The following is a 20,133-nucleotide window of genomic DNA, read 5'->3' as shown; positions in this document are numbered from 1 at the left end:
AGGAATCCATACATGAGAAGACATCTTATTGCACTTTTTATTGCAAACGTTTGCAGTATATCTGCTTATTCAGCAGAAGAAACCCAGCCAACTAAAAACGTTGAATCGAGCATTGAACAATTAGATACGATTGTTGTTTCAGATACACCATTTAGCCAACAAGTGGGTACTCAAAAAATTACCGAAGAACAAATAAAAAATAGACCCCTTAAAAATGGTAATATTACTGAACTTCTTAAAAGCAATCCTAATGTTCAGTTTTCTAGTTCATCTGATACATCAACTTCGGCAGGAGAAATTGCCCCAAATGAAGTTTCAATCAATGGTGAGGCTTTTTATAATAATAATTATACGATAGATGGTATTTCAAATAATAACAATATAGATCCTGCAAATAATAATAATATTGATGCTAATGGTAATGTTAATGGTAATAGCCCAAAAGATTTACCTGCTGGTGGTACTCAAGAGTTTTGGATTGATACCAGTTTATTAAAAAGCGTTGAGGTTTTTGATAGTAATATTTCCGCAAAATATGGGCGTTTTACAGGTGGTGTAATTAATGCTGAATTAAAAGACCCCTCATTCGATCAATCACATGGTCGAATTTTTTATCGTACAACGAGAGATAGTTGGGCTCATTTATATTTAGAAGATTCTGAATCATATAATCAGGCTAATACGTTAAGTAAACAGCCACAATTCAAAAAAGAACAATACGGTGTTTCAGTCTCTCAACCATTGAGTGACAAAGCTTCTTTGATGTTTTCTTATAATCGAACTGAGTCAAAAATACCTTTTCATCATGATATATTAGATCAATGGGATACTCAAAAACGTATCAACGAAACTTATTTATTGAGAGGTATTTACTTACCAGATAATGGTGATTTATGGAAAGCTACAGTAATGTATTCACCTCATAAATCAATATATGCTAAGAAAGATGTAAAAAATGGTTCATTTACTAATGAAGGTGGTGGTTTTTCGTTTAATCTCCAATGGGATAAAAATTTTGATTGGGGAAAAATGAAATCTGTTTTTGCATATAAAAAATCAGGAAATGAAATTAAACATAATGAAAATAATCTCTATGCTTATAGTTATTCTGGTTCATCCTCTGTAAATAATCATGATTGGTGTACGTCTCGTAATTCTCGTTCTGGTAAATGCACTTCATCAAATCTAGGTGGGTTCGGTAAATATAGTACTGAAAAAGAAACATTGACTTATAAACAAGATTATAACATTAATGCTTTTGATATAGGCTCTACAGAACATAAAATCGGATTTGGATGGGAAATTAATGATTCTTCCGCTAAATACAAAAGAGATACTGATAGTTATGCTTACACATATAAAAACGATGTACTGAAGAGTTATATTTGGTACCCAGCTCGTAATGTGAAAGTTAATGATACAAACTATGCAGTATATCTTGAAGATAGTATCCAATGGGGAAATTTAAATGCAACATTAGGTCTTCGTCTCGATCACGATGAGTTTTTAAGCAATACTAATTTGGCACCACGTTTTTCAACATCTTATGATGTTTTTGGAGATAGCTCTACTCAGATTTTTGGTGGGATTAACCGTTATTATTCTGATACCGTATTATCTTATAAGTTGAAAAATAATATTAATAAACAAATTAACTATGTGGCTTCTACAGATAAATTTACAGTAGTCAATAATCAAAGCTATGATGTATCAGATTTGAAAACTCCTTATACTGATGAGTATGTATTGGGTTTTTCACAAAATTTTTATGATACTATTTTTACGTTTAAATGGGTAAATAGACATAGTAAGGAGCAATTTACTAAGGCGAAGTCATATACGATGGATGCTGATGGCGTTAGAACCTATTACATGAGTAATGATGGTTGTTCTAAAAATAATACATTTAGCCTAAATATTGAGCCTAAAGAACCTTATAAATTTAAGTATGCCAATATACTTTGGAATTTAGGTGCTCAAATTAGTGAGACAGATACTAATATGAGTACATATGATGATGCTGAAAGATATAATGATTACGATGCTAAAGCTATTATTAATGGTAAGTTAAAAGATATCTCAGAATTACCTAAAGATGATTATAATGTTCCCTGGTCAGCTTTTTTTGAGCTAGAGACTCAATTCCCCGATCTAAGATTAACATGGAATCAAAGATTTAGTTATACAGCAGGGTATAAAGGATATACAACAGATGATGTATATTGTCCAGGTGGGCATGACGCTTGTGGTGATTATTCTTCAGTGAAAAAAGTATTGGTTTATGATGAATATAAACAAGGTAGCTATTTCATGCTAGACTGGCATTTTGCTTATAAACAGCCTACATTTAAAGAACAGTTTTTAGAAGTGACTTTAGATATTAATAATGTATTAAATCGTAAAGTGGTTGCTTCTTCATATAATAGTTCAACTACCTATAAAATGGGGCGTAACTATTGGTTAGGTATCAGTTATAACTGGTAGCCTCTATATACTTAATTATGAAAGCCTTGTGAGTTTTACAAGGCTTTTTCTTCTTTTATTATCAGCACAAAAGTAGATAAAATTTTGCAAAAATAAACCGCACTTTTATGCTATGAATTGGGCTTTATTAGTCAAATAAATTAACTTTCTATGACAGGTTCTACAATAATGTATCGTTTTATTCTTTTTACATTAGCATTTGCTTTAGCAACAATAAGTTATGCTGAAATTTCCACGCCAATTCAAGGTATATTAGATAATGGCTTTCGTTATACTTTATTGCCATTACATGATGAAAAGGGTCACGTTGAAATTCGTTTAAAAGTGGATGCAGGTGCATTAGATGAGACGGATAAACAATCTGGTGTGGCACATATGGTGGAACATTCTGTTTTTCATACTTCAGCTAAATATCCAGATGTGATGAAACATTTTCATGAGTTTAATTGGGTACGTGGTCGTAACTATAATGCAGTGACAACACAAGAAACTACCACATATATGCTTACTCCTCCACCTAAGTTTACCTTAGATAAATCTTTAGATGCGTTGTCGCAAATGGTATTTCATGCACAATTAAAGCAAGAGGACTTAGACAGCGAATATAAGATCATTATGGAAGAATGGCGTCAAGGGCAAGGTGTCGGTAATGCGATGAATCAACAACGTACTGCCGCAATTCGCATTGGTTCTCGTTATACACGGGGCCCTGTGATTGGCACGCCTAAATCAATTAAAAATATGCCAGCAACGGAATTACAAGATTATTATCATCGTTGGTATACACCAAATAATATGCAATTATTAATTATTGGTGATATTGATCCAATTAAAGCACCTGAATTAATTAAACAATTCTTTGGTGATGCTAAGGCAAAAGATATTCCAAAACGTGATTATTATGATCCTACCTTAGAAAATATTACTCGTTTAGTAAAAGTACAAGATCCTCGTAGTGGAGTGAGCCAAGTGGTATATGCGTTCCGTTTTGATGATAGTGATACTAAAGGTGATTCAGAACAAGCTAGATATAATCGCTTATTAGATCGTTTGGCTTTAGAAACCTTAACGCAACGTTTACGTAATCAATCGGATACTCATCCTAAAGGTGTAGAAAATGTGGTAGTGCGTAAGCAAGATATTGGTCGTAATACTAGTGCAGTTGCGATGTTTGCAAGCGTAAATCAACAATCACATTTACTTGGCTTAAAACAAGCTTTAATTGAAATCGAGCGTGTTAAAAAATTTCCAATTGAGCAAGAAGAGTTGGATAAAAAGAAAATAGCTATTCAACAACAGTTAGATTATGCCAAGAAAAATACGGATGATCGTGATTTTGCCGGTTGGATGCAAGTCATGCAAAATACGGTATTGATGGATAAGCCTTATATCAGACAGGTTGAAATTGCAAAATTAACTGAACCAATGTTACATAAAATTACAGTTGATGAGATCAATCAGCGAATTCAGCGTTGGTTGAATGCAAAAGATATTATTGTGCAATATCAACCGCCTCGAGATATGCAACTTGAACTTACTTTAGATCAAGTAAATCAAGCCAGAATAGATGTACAAAAAGCCGAAATCAGCCCACCTGAAAAAGAAAAAGTCGTGGTACCAATGTCGTTAGATAGTGTACAAGGTAAAGGCATTATTATTAAAGAGGAAAATTTTGCAAAACAGAATGTGAAGTATTGGACATTATCGAATGGTGATAAAGTCGTGTGGCTAAAATTACCATTAGCAAAAGATAAAGTATATTTTCGAGCACATAGTAGTGCTGGCTTCAAAGGCGAAGGTTTAATTGCTTGGCAAAGTCAATTAGCTACGCAGTTAGTATTACAAAATGCACCATTGGATTGGCAAGTTGAACAATTAGAAAGCTGGAAAAAACTCAGTAAAGTGAATCTTTCTGCCACTCAAACTGCAACTAAATTAAAATTTGATGGCTCTGCCGATAAAACTAAATTGGGCGATCTCTTACGTTTGTATTATGCTTATCAACTAGAAACCAAAGTGAAAGAAGGTCTGGATGAAACGAAAGAATCATTAACGCGTAGTATCAATATTCAAAAAGAGAAGAGCGATGATACTGAGATTGTTAAAAAAATTTCTAAACTACGGTATGGTACAGAAAATACAGAATATATTCCTACTAAAGATGAGTTGAAATGGCTTTCTAATCAGGATTTAAATAAAACTTGGGCAAAAATGGTTTCAGCGCCAGTGACATTTTATATTGAAGGGGATCTGGATGAAGCTGAAGTGAAGAGATTGGTAGCCCAATATTTAGCTGATATTCCTCGTGATAAAGTAATTAAATCTACAGATATTATTCCTATCACTGGTAATGATAAAGCCCTATTTGCCATGAATCTTGAGCCGAAAAGTGATATTCTTATATGGTTTTTTAATGATCATCAATGGCAAGGCAAAGATGCGGTTTTAGTTTCAATATTACGCAGTATTGCTGCAAATAAGTTGAAATTAGTATTACGTGATAAAGAACTAGGTGTATATAGTTTACGTTTTGAAAGTATATTAAATCCAGAATTAAATCGCATTGAAAGTGAATTGCGTTTTGTGACGAGTCCTGAAAAAGCAGAGCATTTGATACAACTTTCAGAGGCTATTCTGAAAGACCTTCCAAACCGTATCAATGAAAATGATGTAAAAATGGCTAAGTCACAATTTATTTCTGCAGAAAAAAAACGCATTATTGAACCAAATGTTTGGATGAACCGATTAATTTTGAGTGATGAAAATTTAGGTAATCCAAGTTATTTGTCTGCAATGGAAGCTCTAGCAGATGATATTAATTTAGATCATATCAAGGCAATTGCTGCAATATTGTATAATCAAAACAATCAGAAAGTGTTTATTGTGACACCGAAAGCAAACATTAAGACAGTAAATTAAGAGTCCGAAATATTGATTAGAATGTCTGCTTTACTCTAGTCTTCAGCTAATAGATTGTAGAGCAGAATAAGAAGAAAAAAGTGCGGGAATTTGACCGCACTTTTTATAAGTAGGACTAGGCAACAATATTGAAATTTTCTTTCATATAAGCTTCAAAATCTGTGCATCCGCCAATAGGCGTTTTGTCAATAAATACTTGAGGAACCGTTTGTACCGTTTTGCCCACTAATTTTGATAAATCATCTTTAGTCAAACCCGCTTCATTGATATCTACATAGTTAAAATCAAAATCGTTTAATTTATTTTTTGAGGTTTCTGCTAATGCTTTAGCACGTACACAGAATGGGCACCCTGCCCGACCATAGATTTCTACGAACATAATTTTATTCCTTACTGTTGATCAAATTAAACTCATTCTAGCCTATAAAATAAATAACAATAAAGTGTTTTTCAGCATTATTGTGATTGGTGTAATATATCAAATAATTATGTTCAAGGAGATATTATGGCAGAGCAATCTTTTATTGAAAAAATGCTTTCACATCGTTCTATTCGCAAATTTAAAAAACAGGCTGTAGATGAAAGTGTTATTGAACAGCTAGTGAATGTGGCACGTTTTGCTTCAAGCTCAAATCATTTGCAATGTATTTCAATTATTCGCATAACCGATCCTAAAGTCCGCCATGAATTAAAAGAATGTTCAGGCCAATCTTATGTAGAAACAGCCCCTGAATTTTGGGTATTTTGTGTAGATTTTAATAAGCATAAACAAATCTGTTCTGAAGCAAATCTAGATTATACCGAAGTGATGCTTATTGGTGCGGTCGATGCTGGCATTATGGCACAGAATGTTTTGGCTGCTGCCGAATCATTAGGATTAGGCGGTGTTTATATTGGCTCTATCCGCAATAATATTGAGAAAGCAGGTAAAGAATTAGGCTTGCCTGAATATGTTGTGCCATTATTTGGAATGTGTTTGGGCTATCCTGATCAAGAGCCTATGTTAAAACCTCGTTTACCAAAAACATTAATGTTTTTTGAAAATCAGTATCAGCCTTTGAATAAAGCTCAATTAGCCACGTTTGATAGAGAAGTGGCAGAATACTATCAAGTGCGTAGTCAATTAGATATGGATTGGTCTGGTAATGTGATTAAAGCATTGAGTAAACCTGTGCGTCCACAAGTGTTACCCTATCTGCAAAAACAAGGTTTCGTGAAAAAGTAGGTGGCTATGAAGCTATTAATGTTATGTCGTGAACCACGTCTTTATAGCTGTCAGCGTTTGAAAGAGGCTGCTGAACATAGTGGGCATCAAATTGATATTCTTGATCCTAACCGTTTTCTGATGAAAATTCAGGAAAATGAACCGCACTTTTTACTTTATTATCAACCGAATAGTGAAACAGAACCTTATTTATTACCAGAATATGATGCCGTGCTTCCTCGCTTTGGTACACAAAGCACTAAAACAGGATGTGCGTTGTTAGCGCATTTTGCTGCTAAACATATTCCTTGTTTAAATGAAGAAAACGCTTTTGCAATAGCTCGGGATAAATGGAAAAGTTTGCAAGTGTTAATGCAGGCTAAAGTGTCCGTGCCAGCTACGGTATTATCGGGCATTGAATATTCTGCTAACCAAACGATCAAGCAAGTTTCATCGCCAGCTATTCTAAAAACCTTGAATGGTTCGCAAGGTATTGGTGTGATTTTAGCGGATCGTCCTCAAAGTGCGGTGAGTATTTTAGAAACTTTAAAATTATCTAATGTACCCGTGTTGATGCAGGATTTCATTGAAGAAGCGAGTGCTTCAGATATTCGTTGTTTTGTGATTGGTAATAATGTGATAGCAAGTATGCAACGCCATGGACAACATGGTGAATTTAGAGCTAATTGTCATCGGGGGGGGCTTACACAAAAAATTACCTTATCTGATGAGCAAAAGAATATTGCAGTACGTGCAAGTCAAGCTTTAGGATTAGATGTCGCAGGGGTTGATTTAATTCCTTCAAAACGTGGTTTATTAGTGTTAGAGGTGAATGCAAGCCCAGGACTAGAAATGATAGAAAAAACCAGCGGAATTGATATTGCAGCACAAATGATAGCTTATTTAGAGAAAAAAGTAAGTTGTCATAAAAATTAAATCATCCATTATTTTTATTTTGTGGCTGTTAGGGGTAAGATAAAACAAGTTGTGTAAAAGGAGCTCTGTATGATTATTTATTTACATGGTTTTTCATCTAGTCGTCCTGATGATCATGAAAATGTAATGCAGTTACAAATGATTGATCCTGACGTTCGTTGTGTGAATTACAGCACATTGCATCCTCGTCATGATATGCAATATATTTTAAATGAAGTACATAAAATGGTTTCAGAAACGAATGATCCTTATCCTATGATTTGTGGTGTGGGACTGGGTGGTTATTGGGCTGAAAGAGTCGGTTTCTTATGTGGTATTAAACAGGTCATTTTAAATCCTAATTTATTTCCAGAGGAAAATATGGAAGGACGTATTGATCGTCCAGAAGAATATCATGATATAGCGACCAAATGTATTGAAAATTTCAGAGAACGTAATCAAGGAAAATGTTTAGTTTTCTTATCTATCAATGATAAAGTTGTTGATCCGAAACGTTCAGAAATATTGCTTTCTCCTTATTATGAGGTGACTTGGGATAACTCTGATGCGCATCAATTTAAACATATTGCACCTTATATTCAACGTTTAAAAGTATTTAAAAATGCAGCTGTTTAGAATAGTACAACATAATTTGCTATTTTTATTTAATAAAAGAGGAGTCAATGATGTTAAAAAATATTGAAAAAGCTACCGTATTAAAATTGGCAGATCAAATTACCTTTCATGAAGGTCAAGTGAGCAGTAAAACATTGGCACAAAGTAAAGGTGTTGGATTAACCTTATTCAGTATTCCAAAAGGAGAAGGTATTAGTGCCCATAAAGCTCCAGGAGATGCGTTGGTAACAGTTTTGGAGGGAAAAGCCTGTATTACTATTGATAATACTGATTATCTTGTTGTCGCAGGGGAGAGTATTGTTATGCCAGCGAATATCCCTCATGCATTATATGCAGAAGAAAATTTCAAATTCTTTTTAACGGTAGTTTTTCCAGCACAATAATATGGCTATAAAAAAGAGCATTCATTGAAAGGCTGTTTCTTATTCTGTGTAGAATCAGCCTTTTTCTTATTTTGATAATTCTTATAGATAGGGTTATGACTGTTCATCGACACCATAAAACACTGTGCCAATTTCAATTTTATCTCGCCCATTTTCTACACGCCATTTATTAGCATCTCGAAGAGAATAAACGCAACCACAATATTCCTGTTTATAAAAATGTTCTTCTTTGCGTAATTTATCGGCTCGAGCCGAGCCACCATCTTTACGCCAATTAAAGTCCCAAAATATGACATCTTCATACCGAGCAGCAGCTCGTCGTCCAGCGTTATAGACTTGTTCTTGATTTTTCCAACGAGAAATTCCTAGACTTGTCGCAAAGACGGGAAAACCATTTTCATAGGCGAATAGGGCAGTACGTTCTAAACGCATATCAAAACAAACGGTACAGCGTTCCCCCCTTTCTGGTTCATTTTCTAGCCCTTTGGTTCGCGCAAACCATTCTGTGCGATCATAATCGGCATCAATAAACGGAATTCCATTTTTGTCTGCAAAACGTTTATTTTCATCCTTACGAATTAAATATTCTTTATAAGGATGAATATTAGGATTGTAATAGAAAATGGTAAACTCCACATCTGAAGCTTTTACAGCAGCAATAATTTCTCCAGAGCAAGGTGCACAACAGGTATGTAATAACAACTTGTTGTGTCCTTCAGGAAGTTCTAATTTAGGGCGAATATAAGGTGCGTTAGGATCTTTATGCACCTTAGATTTCTTAGAGTTTTTCTGAAAATCTACCGCACTTTTTACTATATCATGAATGGAATTTGTCATTTTTAGTCAGTTCTAATCGGCACTATAATAGAGTTTTCCGATTTCAATTTTTTGTCGACCTGTTTCTTCACGCCATTTATTACTATCTCGCAATGAATAAACACAGCCACAATATTCTTGTTGATAAAAGCGTTCACGCTTGCTGATTTCAATCATGCGAGCTGATCCGCCACCTTTACGCCAGTTATAATCCCAGTAAACCACATCATCATATTTATCAGCTGCCCGATGACCACAACCGTTAATTTGTTCCATATCTTTCCAACGAGAAATTCCTAAACAACTGGTGAATACTGGAAAACCATGTTGATGAGCATATTCTGCGGCTTTTTCAAAACGCATATCAAAACACATAGTACAACGAATTCCCCGCTCAGGTTCATTTTCCATACCTTTAGCTCGATCAAACCAATTTTGACGATCATAATCTGCATCAATAAACGGAATATTAAATTTTTGTGCAAAACGAATATTTTCTTCTTTACGAATCAAATATTCTTTCATTGGATGAATATTCGGATTGTAGAAGAAAATTGTAAATTCAATACCCGAGGCTAAAATCGCTTCCATTACTTCACCAGAACAAGGTGCACAACAAGAGTGAAGGAGCAGTTTATTATGACCATTAGGCAGCGTTAATTGTGGGCGGACAAAAGGTGCATTGGGATCCTTATGTTGTTTATGCTTTCGTTTTTTTTGCGGAAAAGCAACCGCACTTTTGCCTTCAATTGAAAGAACATTAGGCTGAATTTCTGTGGTTTCTGTCATAAATCATCATATTCAGACATAAGGTCTGAATTAAAATAGCTAAACATAAATTAGGACACAATAAATGCCCTACAAAAGAAAAATAAATTAGTAAGAACGATCTACTGAAAGATAAGCTAATGAAATCATTGCTTGTTTGTAAATACTATCAGGTAAGATCGCAATTGCATCTACTGCTTTTTGAGCTTCCTGTTTTGCTCTATCCATCGCATAATCTAAAGATTTTTGTTCGTGCATAATCGTGAGAACTTCATCTAAAGCTTCACGGCGACCACCATCTAAAATGATATTGCGAATTAATGCTTCTTGTTCAGGATTACCATGATGCATCGCATGTAACAGAGGTAAAGTTGGCTTTCCTTCAGCTAGATCATCACCAATATTTTTACCTAAAGTGGTTGCATTGGCACTATAATCTAGAACATCATCTACTAATTGGAATGCCGTACCTAAATAGCGACCATAGTCTTGTAGCCCTTTCTCAATTTCAGGTGTTGCATTTGCTAAAATAGCAACCGTTTGAGTAGAGACTTCAAATAAACGTGCAGTTTTACTGTAGATTACTTTCATATAGTTTTCTTCAGTAGTGTCAGGATCTCTCACATTCATAAGTTGTTGCACTTCGCCTTCGGCAATAACATTAGTCGCAGCAGACATGACTTGCAAAATTCGTAACGAGCCTAATTCTGTCATCATTTGGAATGAGCGAGTATGCATATAGTCACCGACTAACACGCTTGCTGCGTTTCCAAATTCTGCATTAGCCGTCGGATTACCTCGACGCATATCTGATTCATCAACCACGTCATCATGTAAAAGTGTAGCGGTGTGTAAAAATTCAATAAAGGCAGCGCAAGTAATATGGTTATCACCTTGATAATTAAGTGCTTTTGCCGATAAATTAGCAATCATCGGACGAATGCGTTTACCACCACTATGAATAATGTAGTAACCTAATTGATTAATTAAAGGGACATCTGAGTTTAGCTGTGCTAAAATTTCCTCGTTAACTTTTTGCATATCATTGCTAACGAGCTCTTGGATGGTTTTAATATCCATTAAATTGTTGGTTGTAGTCATTATGCAATTCTTTATTCATGAAATAGGACTAAAAGTGCGGTTGATTTTACCTGATTTTCTGCTATTTCTGAAAGAAAACTATGCAATTTTTCGTAAATAAAGATTTTTTTTACATAATTATGATTTAGCACTTGCTATCAGCAGAGTTTTTCCGTAGAATTTGCGACCTATTTAGATAATTTTTATGCGCAGAAATGCAAGAGACATTATAAGCGCAATATATAGCGGAGTATTTATGTACGCAGTTTTCCAAAGTGGCGGCAAACAACACCGAGTAAGCGAAGGTCAAGTAGTTCGTTTAGAAAAACTTGAAATTGCAGCTGGTGAAAAAGTTGAATTTGACTCAGTGTTAATGGTCGTTAACGGTGAAGATGTTAAAATTGGTGCACCAGTTGTAGCTGGCGCTAAAGTAGTGGCTGAAGTTGTAGCACAAGGTCGTGGCGATAAAGTTAAAATCGTTAAGTTCCGTCGTCGTAAACATAGCCGTAAACAACAAGGTCATCGTCAGTGGTTCACAGAAGTGAAAATCACTGGGATTCAAGCATAATTTCAGAGGAGATCAAGTAGATGGCAACTAAAAAAGCTGGTGGTTCAACTCGTAACGGTCGTGATTCTGAAGCTAAACGCCTTGGTGTTAAACGTTTTGGTGGTGAATCTGTATTAGCAGGTAGTATCATTGTTCGTCAACGTGGTACTAAATTCCACGCTGGTTCAAACGTTGGTATGGGACGTGACCACACTTTATTTGCAACCGCAGATGGTAAAGTGAAATTTGAAGTGAAAGGCGAAAAAAGCCGTAAATATGTGAGTATCGTTACTGAGTAATCGAAAAAGCATAAATTTCAAATTATACGAAATTTTAAATGCCCCGCAGCTTTGTGGGGCATTTTTATTGTATAGATATTAGAATATGAAACAACAACCTATCTTAGGCTTTACATTTGCCTTAATTACTGCGATGGCATGGGGATCTTTACCCATTGCATTACAGAATGTTTTATCGGTGATGGGGGCTGAAAGTATCGTATGGTATCGGTTTTTAGTCGCATCATTAGCCATGCTGTTACTATTATCATGGAAGAAAAAACTACCTACGCTATCGCAATTTAATGCACGTTATTGGAAATTATCAATTATTGGCATCTTAGGTTTAGCTGGAAATTTCTTTTTATTTAATAGTTCACTGAAGTATATTGAGCCTGCTATTGCACAAATCTTTATTCATTTATCTTCATTTATGATGTTGATTTGTGGAGTATTTATATTTAAAGAGAAATTAGGGTTACATCAAAAAATTGGTTTAGTAATTTTGATTATTGGATTAGGATTGTTTTTCAACGATCGTTTAGCAATTTTTACTAGCTTAAATGATTCTTCATTTGGTATTTTGATTAGCATTAGTGCTGCTGTGGTATGGGTCGCATATGGTATGGCTCAAAAATTGATGTCACGGCAATTTTCAGCTCAACAGATCTTATTAATTATGTATGTAGGCTGTGTGATTGTATTGATGCCATTTGCACAGTTTTCTCAAATTGAAGGCTTAAGTGGTTTTACTCTAGGTTGTTTTATTTATTGTTGTCTAAATACATTAATTGGCTATGGTGCTTATGCTGAGGCTTTAAATCGTTGGGATATTTCAAAGGTCAGTGTAGTAGTCACTTTAGTTCCTTTATTTACGATCTTATTTTCTCATGTTTTGCATAGAATAAATCCTGAGCGTTTTGTTATGCCACATTTAAATACAATTAGTTATATTGGGGCATTTGTTGTAGTATTAGGGGCAATTATTTCTGCTGTTGGATTTAAATTATTCAAGTATAAAAAGGTATAAAAATGAAATTTATTGATGAAGCTTTGATTCGAATTGAGGCTGGTGATGGCGGTAATGGCTGTGTCAGCTTCCGTCGTGAAAAATACATACCTAAAGGTGGCCCTGATGGTGGTGATGGTGGTGATGGTGGTGATGTTTATTTAATTGCTGATGAAAACCTAAATACCTTGATTGATTACCGTTTTGAAAAACGTTTTGCTGCGGAGCGTGGTGAAAATGGTCGTAGTGCAAACTGTACGGGTCATCGTGGTAAAGATATTACTTTGCGAGTACCAGTAGGGACTCGTGCGATTGATAATGATACAAAAGAGATTATCGGTGATTTAACTAAAAATGGCGCCAAGTTACTTGTGGGAAAAGGTGGTTACCATGGTTTAGGGAATACACGTTTTAAATCCTCAGTAAATCGCGCACCACGTCAAAAAACGATGGGAACACCAGGTGAAAAACGTGATTTACAACTGGAGTTAATGTTATTAGCTGATGTCGGCATGTTAGGCTTACCTAATGCAGGTAAATCCACTTTTATCCGTTCTGTATCAGCAGCTAAACCGAAGGTGGCGGATTATCCATTTACAACCTTAGTTCCTAGTTTAGGTGTTGCTCGTGTAGATGCAAATCGTAGTTTTGTAATTGCTGATATTCCAGGATTAATTGAAGGTGCTTCAGAAGGGGCTGGATTGGGTATTCGCTTCTTGAAACATTTAGAACGTTGTCGAGTCTTAATTCATCTTGTGGACATTGCTCCGATTGATGAAAGTGATCCTGCAGATAATGTTGCTATTATAGAATCTGAATTATTCCAATATAGTGAAAAATTAGCTGATAAACCTCGTTGGTTAGTATTCAATAAAATTGATACCATGAGTGATGAAGAAGCAGAAAAACGAGCAAAAGATATTGCCGAACGTTTAGGCTTGGAAGAAGAATATTATTTGATTTCTGCGGCTACAGGTAAAAATATTTCTGCTCTAACCCGTGATATTATGGACTTCATTGATGCCAATCCTCGAGAAATTGAAGAGGAAGAAAAAGCACCTGAAGAAGTTAAATTCAAATGGGATGACTATCATAATGAACAATTATCTGGACAAGGTCTTGATGATGAAGATGATTGGACAGAAGAAGATGATGAAGGGATTGAATTCATCTATAAATCTTAACTAAAGGTTTTGTAATATCAAACTGCGGTGAAAATTTTAAAAATTTTTACCGCAGTTTTTGTTTCCTATGAAGATTTTTGTTCTATTAATTTGAAAATAATGGATTTATTAAGTTCGGAATATCCAAATCCTTCAAATCTATTATTTTTCTGTTGCATAGTAAAAAATTTACCCGATATTTCACCTTTTGCATTTTTAAAGACAAAATTATTATCTATGACATCCCAAAATGTTTCATTATGATGTGGCGTGCCTGCGAGAGTAGTTACTACACCATCAGCTTCAAGTAAAATTGTTCTAGGATAGCTATCATTATAACGTGAGAAAATGAAAGTCTTACTAATTAATGCAGTTTTAAGTGTATTTTTATCATCTTTAAATTCAGATATTTGTTCTTGATTATAATATTGATAAGCATCATCAATATTATCGAATTTATACATTAATCCTTGATCCAATACCATCGCATTATCACAATATTCTTTGATGGAGGAAGGACTATGAGATACAAGGATAATAGAACGATCTTTACGTTTTTCAAAAAGTTCATATTTACATTTTGCGGCAAAACGAGAATCCCCTACAGCGATAACCTCATCAATTAAATAACAATCAAACTCTACTGAAAGAGAGAGAGCAAAGGCTAAACGAGCTTTCATTCCTGATGAATATTTTTTTACAGGTTCATAGAGATATTCGCCTAGTTCAGAAAATTCTTCAGTAAACGCTTGAACATAATCAATATCCGCATTATAAATACGACAAATAAATCTTAAATTATCCATTCCCGTTAAGCTACCTTGAAATGCTCCACTGAAGGCTAATGGCCAGGAAATGCTCATATGTCGTTCAATGGTTCCTGTGGTAGGTGCTTCAACACCACTCATTAAGCGAATTAAAGTTGATTTACCCGCACCATTGCGACCTAAAATACCAATTTTCTCACCCTTATGAAGATCAAAATTGATATTTTGTAATACTGTTCTCCAACCGTTATTGGTATGATATCTTTTACTGACATTTTTAACACGGATCATTGTGGCTCAATTCCTTCACTAAAGTTTTTAACCATGACTAAGCCAATGAAAAGTAAAACAAGATTTGATACTATAATAAACTTAATACTCTCATATGTTATAACTGTATTGCCAAAATAACCATGTCGAAACATCTCGGTACCATGGATCATAGGGATATATAATGCAAATTCTTGCACTTGTGCAGGGAGATTATGAACAAAGAAAAATGCACCAGATAGTGGCAATAAAATGAAACTCAGTGTATTCCAAATTTTACCAAATGCATCAAAATGATAAGAAAGGGCACAGATTACTAGTCCTAATGCAAAAGCAAAGATAGACATTAGTCCCCAGGCAATTAGCATATAGAATATATCTTCTGGAGGCTCAATCCAGCCGATAAAAACGAGTAATCCTGTAAGTAATATTTGAGCAATGGTTGCTCCAGCAACTTCTAATAAGACACGGGTAAAAATGGTATCTAATACTCTCACATTACGATGATATAACAAGCTAATATTTGAAGAAATTGCACCAATGGCACGGTTAGATGCATTACGCCACATCATTGCCATAGGATAGCCTGTAATCGTAAATGCCATGATATTTAAAGTAGAATATCTATCTGCTCGTAAGAAACCCCACAATAAAACAATACCAAGCGTCATAATTAGTGGTTCAACAAATAACCATAAAAAGCCAATGTTTTGACGGCCATATCGAGTAATAATTTCACGCATTAATAAGGCATGAATGACTCGACATTGTATGACTAAAGATTGTCGAAGAGTGGTTTTATCGCCGTATTGCATTAGTTTTTATGCTCTCTCATACTAGCTAGTAATAGACTAAATACACCGTATAAAATGAGGCCAATAATAAACGTGGCAATAATATTATAGATACGATGTGGTTCGAATGCTAAATCTGGTTTGCTTGGTTGGTTGATTACCTCTAAATATAATTGCTGACGATCCGCTTCTCCGCGGGTATTTTGTAAGGATGCCATAGCCGCAGTTAATTGTTTTTGTGCCAATTCATTTTCAAGTACTAAACGTTGATATTCTGCAGATTGTGTTGCAATAGATATACCACTACCAGATAAACTTTTCGATTGTTGGTCAATTTCTGCTTTTAAACTGCGTTGACGCATTTTTAAAGCTTGTACTTGCGGATTATCTGGAGTTATTGATTGCAATTGTGCCAGTTGAGTTTCCACACGAATTAATTCATTTTTTAAACTAGAAATCAATGTAAGTTGAACACTTGATTGTGCAGGTAAGTCAAAAATTTGGTGCTTAACACGGTAATTAGTGAGTAAATCAGCAGTAGTTGTGACATTATCTTGTGCTTCTTTTACTGCTTGTTCTGCGAAAGTAATAGTGTCTTTTCTTGCTCGCTCATTTAAACGGTTAATTAATGCTTCAGCTTGTGTTAATAAATTTTGGTTAATTTGTTGACCTTCATCAGAACTAAATGTTCTTACCCTTAAGGTTGCAATTCCAGATACAGAATCTAAATTAATATTCAGATGTTCACGGAAATATTGGTAAAAAGCTTCATCACTATCACCGAAACCAAAAGCATTAAAGCGACTTAATAAATCACCTTTCTCTTCATAAAAACTACGAACAGGCAATACTTGTTGTAATTGTTCAAGTGCAGTACGTGAACGCATATATTCTTGAACGGTATAGGTGTCATCTTGTGAACGAGTAAAACCAGTATTTTGTAATAAAGCCCCAACACCACTTAAGGAAGTTTGATTATGCGGTGAACGCACAACAAAACTGGATTCTGAAATATAAATATCAGAAGCAAATAGTGCGTAATAAATTAAGGAAAATACACTAGGAATAATGACACAAATCCAAAATAAAGGATTTAGTTTTCTCCATAAAGAAGTTTTTTTGTTCTTATTTTCGATAGAATTTGCCGTAATCGTTTCCATTATTAACCTCTAGAAGCTACGAACGCTATTTGTTGTACTAGTTACAGGAGTAACCAAAGAGAAGATCATTCTCAAGAATTTTTGGAATTCTGCTAATGGAGCATTTGATACATAAACAATATCTTTATCATTAATTGGGAAGCGCTGAGCTAAGAACATTGCTTTTGGATCAAGTAAATTTACCCGATAAACACTCGGCACATCCATACCAATATTATATCCGCGAGATTTCCATGCATCTTGTTGAGTTGTAGTTAATTGTTCAAATGGGATATAGCGGAAAATAAATACACCGCGAGGATCTGAACGAGTATCAATTAATCCCCCCATTTTACCAATTGCTTCAGCTAAAGTGATTCCCTTTGTTGAAAAACGTAATTGTTGATTATTTCCTACTGCACCAAGAGCGGTAAAACTATAGGGATTATTACGTAAGGATACAACATCTCCTGAGCGTAAAGTAATATTTTGACTTGGATCAGAAATCAGTGTTTCATATGCAAGTGTTCTAACTTGATTATCGCGAGTTAGTTGAATGGTAATATCATCAATATTTTCTTGAGTTCCTCCCACCGCAGCAACTGCATCAAGAACTCTTTCATTATTGGCGGTTAATGGCATTCGTACTGCATTACCTTGACGAACTACAGTGACATCGGTTGCGTTGTTATTGACTAAGCGAACCATGACTTGCGGTTGGTTGGCCTTACGGCGAAGTACGCTTACAATTTGTGATTGGATATTTTCAGGAGTCTTCCCCGAAACCGTAATATTTCCTACAAAAGGTACATTGATAGTACCATTTTTATTGACCATTTGTTCAGGGAGTTTTGTCAAATTAGCACTACCTTGTCCTTCATCACCAAAAGTTCCACCAAAGAGAACCGCCGGAGGGGCTTCCCAAATAGAAATTTGTAACACATCACCAACTTTTACACTGCCATTTTGCTCACCGCCACCAAGTGTACCTGCTAAGCCCGAAAATTGTTGCGCTTTTTGCGTTTGATATAGCCGTTGAACAGTTTGATTATCAAGTTCAATGACATTAACTTCAGGAACTTGATTACTATCAGTTTGTTGCATATTCATAACAGCACTTTGGCTAGGACCTGATGTAGGAAGTGTTGAACAGGCTGAGATACTAATTGCTACAGTAAGAGTTAATGTTAAAGATAATTTTTTCATATAATTTTTACATGTAATTAAAGTGATAGAGTAACAATCTCGTTATATAAAAACCTTTAAGATTGCTTTATTTAAATTATTCTACCCTAAAATAGTATAAAAAACTTATATTTTTATCTAGTTAGGAATAAATAGCATATATAAAAATCACATTAGAAAGTAATTTTATACTAATATTTGTAATATTATGTAAATATTGATTCCTTATTATAGAAACTTTTTTTATTATATATCCTCTAATTACCGAAAATGAGCTACTTTAGTGTAGCTATATGATATTCAGTGTAATTTCGCACACAACTGTTTTTATAGGAAAAGTTAATGAGTAAAAATATAGGAATTATTCTTGCAGGCGGTGTTGGGAGTAGAATGGGATTAGGTTATCCAAAACAATTTTCAAAAATTGCAGGAAAAACAGCTCTTGAACATACTATAAGTATTTTCCAAGATCATCATGAAATTGATGAAATTATTATTGTTGCTGAAAGAAACCATTATCGACGTATTGAGGATATTGTTTCTAAAGCTGAGTTTAGTAAAGTAAATAAAATTATTTTTGGTGGTAAAGAACGTACTGACTCAACATTATCAGCAATTACTGCTTTAGAAGGTGAGCCAGAAGATACTAAACTTATTATTCATGATTCTGTTCGTCCTTTATTAGCGGCTGAAGTTATCAGTAAATGCATTCAGAAGCTAGAGCATTATGGTGCAGTGGATGTTGTTATTCCAGCAACCGATACTATTGTACATGTCAATGTTGACAACCAAGAAATTATTGAAATTCCAAAACGCAGTGAATATTATCAAGGGCAAACTCCACAAGCTTTTCGTCTAGGGTTATTGAAAAAAGCCTATGATATTTATGCAACCTCAAATATTCAAGGTACATGTGATTGTGGTATTGTATTAAAAACATTACCTGAAGAAAAAGTTGCTATTGTTGAAGGTTCAGAAACTAATATTAAATTAACTCGTCCAGTAGACTTATTTATTGCTGATAAATTATTTCAAAGTCGTAGTAATTTTTCTTTACGTAATATTACATCAACGGCACGTTTATATGATATGAAAAATAATGTGTTAGTTGTGGTTGGTGGAAGTTATGGTATCGGTGCAGATATCATTGAACTAGCACAAAAATTAGGCATAAAAACCTATAGTTTAAGTCGCTCTAATGGGGTTGATGTTACAGATATTGATGCACTTGAAAATGCGTTTAAAACCATTTATGAAAAAGAACATAAAATTGATTATGTAGTTAATTCAGCCGCTATTTTAATGCATAAAACTCTAGCGTCAATGAGCCGTGAAGAGATTGCACAAAGTATTAATGTTAATTATACCGGAATGGTGAATGTGATTTCAGTAGCTTATCCATATTTGAAAGAATCACATGGCGGTTTCTTAAGTTTTACATCAAGTTCTTATACTAGAGGTAGACCATTCTATAGTATTTATTCTTCTACAAAGTCTGCAATTGTGAATCTAACACAGGCACTTTCAGAAGAATGGTTGCCTGATAATATTAAGATTAACTGTATTAACCCAGAAAGAACAAAAACGCCAATGCGCTCTAAAGCTTTTGGTATTGAACCTGAGGGCACCCTACTCGATCCGAGAACTGTTGCGTTAGCTTCATTAGCTGTTTTGGCAAGTCGAGAAACAGGTAATATTATTGATGTTGTATTAAAAGATGAAGAATATATTTCGGATCTTTTAGCACAGCTATTTAAATAAATTTAATACATTAGC

Annotated in this window: 18 protein-coding genes and 1 pseudogene; 11 read left to right on the top strand and 8 right to left on the bottom strand. The window is 34.5% G+C overall.

What is annotated here, in order from left to right; translation table 11 throughout:
- The first annotated feature begins 12 nt into the window (after window positions 1–12).
- Both BN1226_RS05345 and BN1226_RS05340 read left to right on the top strand, forming a co-directional pair.
- Window positions 13–2,484 carry a TonB-dependent receptor plug domain-containing protein gene (locus tag BN1226_RS05345; RefSeq protein WP_052506684.1) on the top strand — a complete coding sequence of 824 codons (2,472 nt, stop codon included), beginning with the start codon at window positions 13–15 and terminating at the stop codon, window positions 2,482–2,484.
- A 150-nt stretch (window positions 2,485–2,634) separates the two neighbouring features.
- A complete protein-coding gene (locus tag BN1226_RS05340) occupies window positions 2,635–5,403 on the top strand; it encodes a M16 family metallopeptidase (RefSeq protein WP_082041905.1) in 2,769 nt (922 codons plus the stop codon).
- A gap of 115 nt (window positions 5,404–5,518) precedes the next feature.
- Here BN1226_RS05340 and BN1226_RS05335 read toward each other — a convergent pair whose 3' ends face one another.
- Window positions 5,519–5,782, bottom strand: coding sequence for a GrxA family glutaredoxin (locus BN1226_RS05335; protein WP_044470324.1), 264 nt, complete (start codon window positions 5,780–5,782; stop codon window positions 5,519–5,521).
- Window positions 5,783–5,908: 126 nt separating this feature from the next.
- Here BN1226_RS05335 and nfsA point away from each other — a divergent pair, with 126 nt between their 5' ends.
- The 4 genes from nfsA to BN1226_RS05315 all read left to right on the top strand — a co-directional run bounded on the left by nfsA (window position 5,909) and on the right by BN1226_RS05315 (window position 8,541).
- Complete coding sequence (gene nfsA / locus BN1226_RS05330; RefSeq protein ID WP_044470323.1) at window positions 5,909–6,628, top strand: oxygen-insensitive NADPH nitroreductase; 720 nt, start codon at window positions 5,909–5,911, stop codon at window positions 6,626–6,628.
- Window positions 6,629–6,634: 6 nt separating this feature from the next.
- On the top strand, window positions 6,635–7,543 hold the full coding sequence (locus BN1226_RS05325; protein WP_044470322.1) for an ATP-grasp domain-containing protein: 909 nt from the start codon (window positions 6,635–6,637) through the stop codon (window positions 7,541–7,543).
- 69 nt (window positions 7,544–7,612) lie between these two features.
- Window positions 7,613–8,158, top strand: a complete 546-nt coding sequence (gene ycfP / locus BN1226_RS05320) for an alpha/beta hydrolase YcfP (protein ID WP_044470321.1) — start codon at window positions 7,613–7,615, stop codon at window positions 8,156–8,158.
- A 50-nt stretch (window positions 8,159–8,208) separates the two neighbouring features.
- Window positions 8,209–8,541: a cupin domain-containing protein gene (locus BN1226_RS05315; RefSeq protein ID WP_044470320.1), complete on the top strand. Its 333-nt coding sequence runs from the start codon at window positions 8,209–8,211 to the stop codon at window positions 8,539–8,541.
- 93 nt (window positions 8,542–8,634) lie between these two features.
- Here the strand turns inward: BN1226_RS05315 and BN1226_RS05310 are convergent, their stop codons facing one another.
- The 3 genes from BN1226_RS05310 to ispB form a co-directional block, all read right to left on the bottom strand.
- On the bottom strand, window positions 8,635–9,378 hold the full coding sequence (locus BN1226_RS05310; RefSeq protein ID WP_044470319.1) for an epoxyqueuosine reductase QueH: 744 nt from the start codon (window positions 9,376–9,378) through the stop codon (window positions 8,635–8,637).
- A gap of 12 nt (window positions 9,379–9,390) precedes the next feature.
- The gene (locus tag BN1226_RS05305; protein ID WP_044470318.1) at window positions 9,391–10,146 is read right to left on the bottom strand and encodes an epoxyqueuosine reductase QueH; all 756 of its coding nucleotides are present in this window, start codon (window positions 10,144–10,146) and stop codon (window positions 9,391–9,393) included.
- An 87-nt stretch (window positions 10,147–10,233) separates the two neighbouring features.
- A complete protein-coding gene (gene ispB, locus BN1226_RS05300; protein WP_044470506.1) occupies window positions 10,234–11,205 on the bottom strand; it encodes an octaprenyl diphosphate synthase in 972 nt (323 codons plus the stop codon).
- A 256-nt stretch (window positions 11,206–11,461) separates the two neighbouring features.
- On the opposite strand from ispB, the gene rplU reads away from it, so the two are divergent.
- The 4 genes from rplU (at window position 11,462) to cgtA (ending at window position 14,223) form a co-directional block, all read left to right on the top strand.
- Entirely contained in the window at window positions 11,462–11,773 is a 312-nt protein-coding gene (gene rplU / locus BN1226_RS05295; protein WP_005760989.1) for a 50S ribosomal protein L21, read from the top strand.
- Window positions 11,774–11,793: 20 nt separating this feature from the next.
- Window positions 11,794–12,051: a 50S ribosomal protein L27 gene (gene rpmA, locus BN1226_RS05290; protein WP_005760959.1), complete on the top strand. Its 258-nt coding sequence runs from the start codon at window positions 11,794–11,796 to the stop codon at window positions 12,049–12,051.
- 85 nt (window positions 12,052–12,136) lie between these two features.
- A complete protein-coding gene (locus tag BN1226_RS05285) occupies window positions 12,137–13,060 on the top strand; it encodes a DMT family transporter (protein ID WP_044470317.1) in 924 nt (307 codons plus the stop codon).
- A 2-nt stretch (window positions 13,061–13,062) separates the two neighbouring features.
- Window positions 13,063–14,223: an Obg family GTPase CgtA gene (gene cgtA, locus BN1226_RS05280; RefSeq protein WP_044470316.1), complete on the top strand. Its 1,161-nt coding sequence runs from the start codon at window positions 13,063–13,065 to the stop codon at window positions 14,221–14,223.
- Window positions 14,224–14,621: 398 nt separating this feature from the next.
- Here the strand turns inward: cgtA and BN1226_RS05275 are convergent.
- The 4 genes and pseudogenes from BN1226_RS05275 to BN1226_RS05260 all read right to left on the bottom strand — a co-directional run.
- Window positions 14,622–15,260 (bottom strand): annotated as a pseudogene (locus BN1226_RS05275) (ABC transporter ATP-binding protein); the annotation flags it as partial.
- A complete protein-coding gene (locus BN1226_RS05270; protein ID WP_005761011.1) occupies window positions 15,257–16,054 on the bottom strand; it encodes an ABC transporter permease in 798 nt (265 codons plus the stop codon). The gene BN1226_RS05270 and the pseudogene BN1226_RS05275, both read right to left, overlap by 4 nt.
- Window positions 16,054–17,193 (bottom strand): capsule biosynthesis protein, encoded by a 1,140-nt coding sequence (locus tag BN1226_RS05265; RefSeq protein WP_044470315.1) that lies wholly within the window; start codon window positions 17,191–17,193, stop codon window positions 16,054–16,056. Before BN1226_RS05265 ends, BN1226_RS05270 begins: the two co-directional genes overlap by 1 nt.
- A 9-nt stretch (window positions 17,194–17,202) precedes the next feature.
- Complete coding sequence (locus tag BN1226_RS05260; protein ID WP_044470314.1) at window positions 17,203–18,378, bottom strand: polysaccharide biosynthesis/export family protein; 1,176 nt, start codon at window positions 18,376–18,378, stop codon at window positions 17,203–17,205.
- A 321-nt stretch (window positions 18,379–18,699) separates the two neighbouring features.
- On the opposite strand from BN1226_RS05260, the gene BN1226_RS05255 reads away from it, so the two are divergent.
- Window positions 18,700–20,118 carry a bifunctional cytidylyltransferase/SDR family oxidoreductase gene (locus BN1226_RS05255; RefSeq protein WP_044470313.1) on the top strand — a complete coding sequence of 473 codons (1,419 nt, stop codon included), beginning with the start codon at window positions 18,700–18,702 and terminating at the stop codon, window positions 20,116–20,118.
- Window positions 20,119–20,133 lie beyond the last annotated feature (15 nt).

This window comes from Mannheimia massilioguelmaensis (assembly GCF_000940515.1).
GTDB lineage: Bacteria > Pseudomonadota > Gammaproteobacteria > Enterobacterales > Pasteurellaceae > Basfia > Basfia bettyae.
The sequence above is the reverse complement of the archived record's forward strand: the minus strand, read 5'-3'. Positions and strand labels throughout refer to the sequence as shown.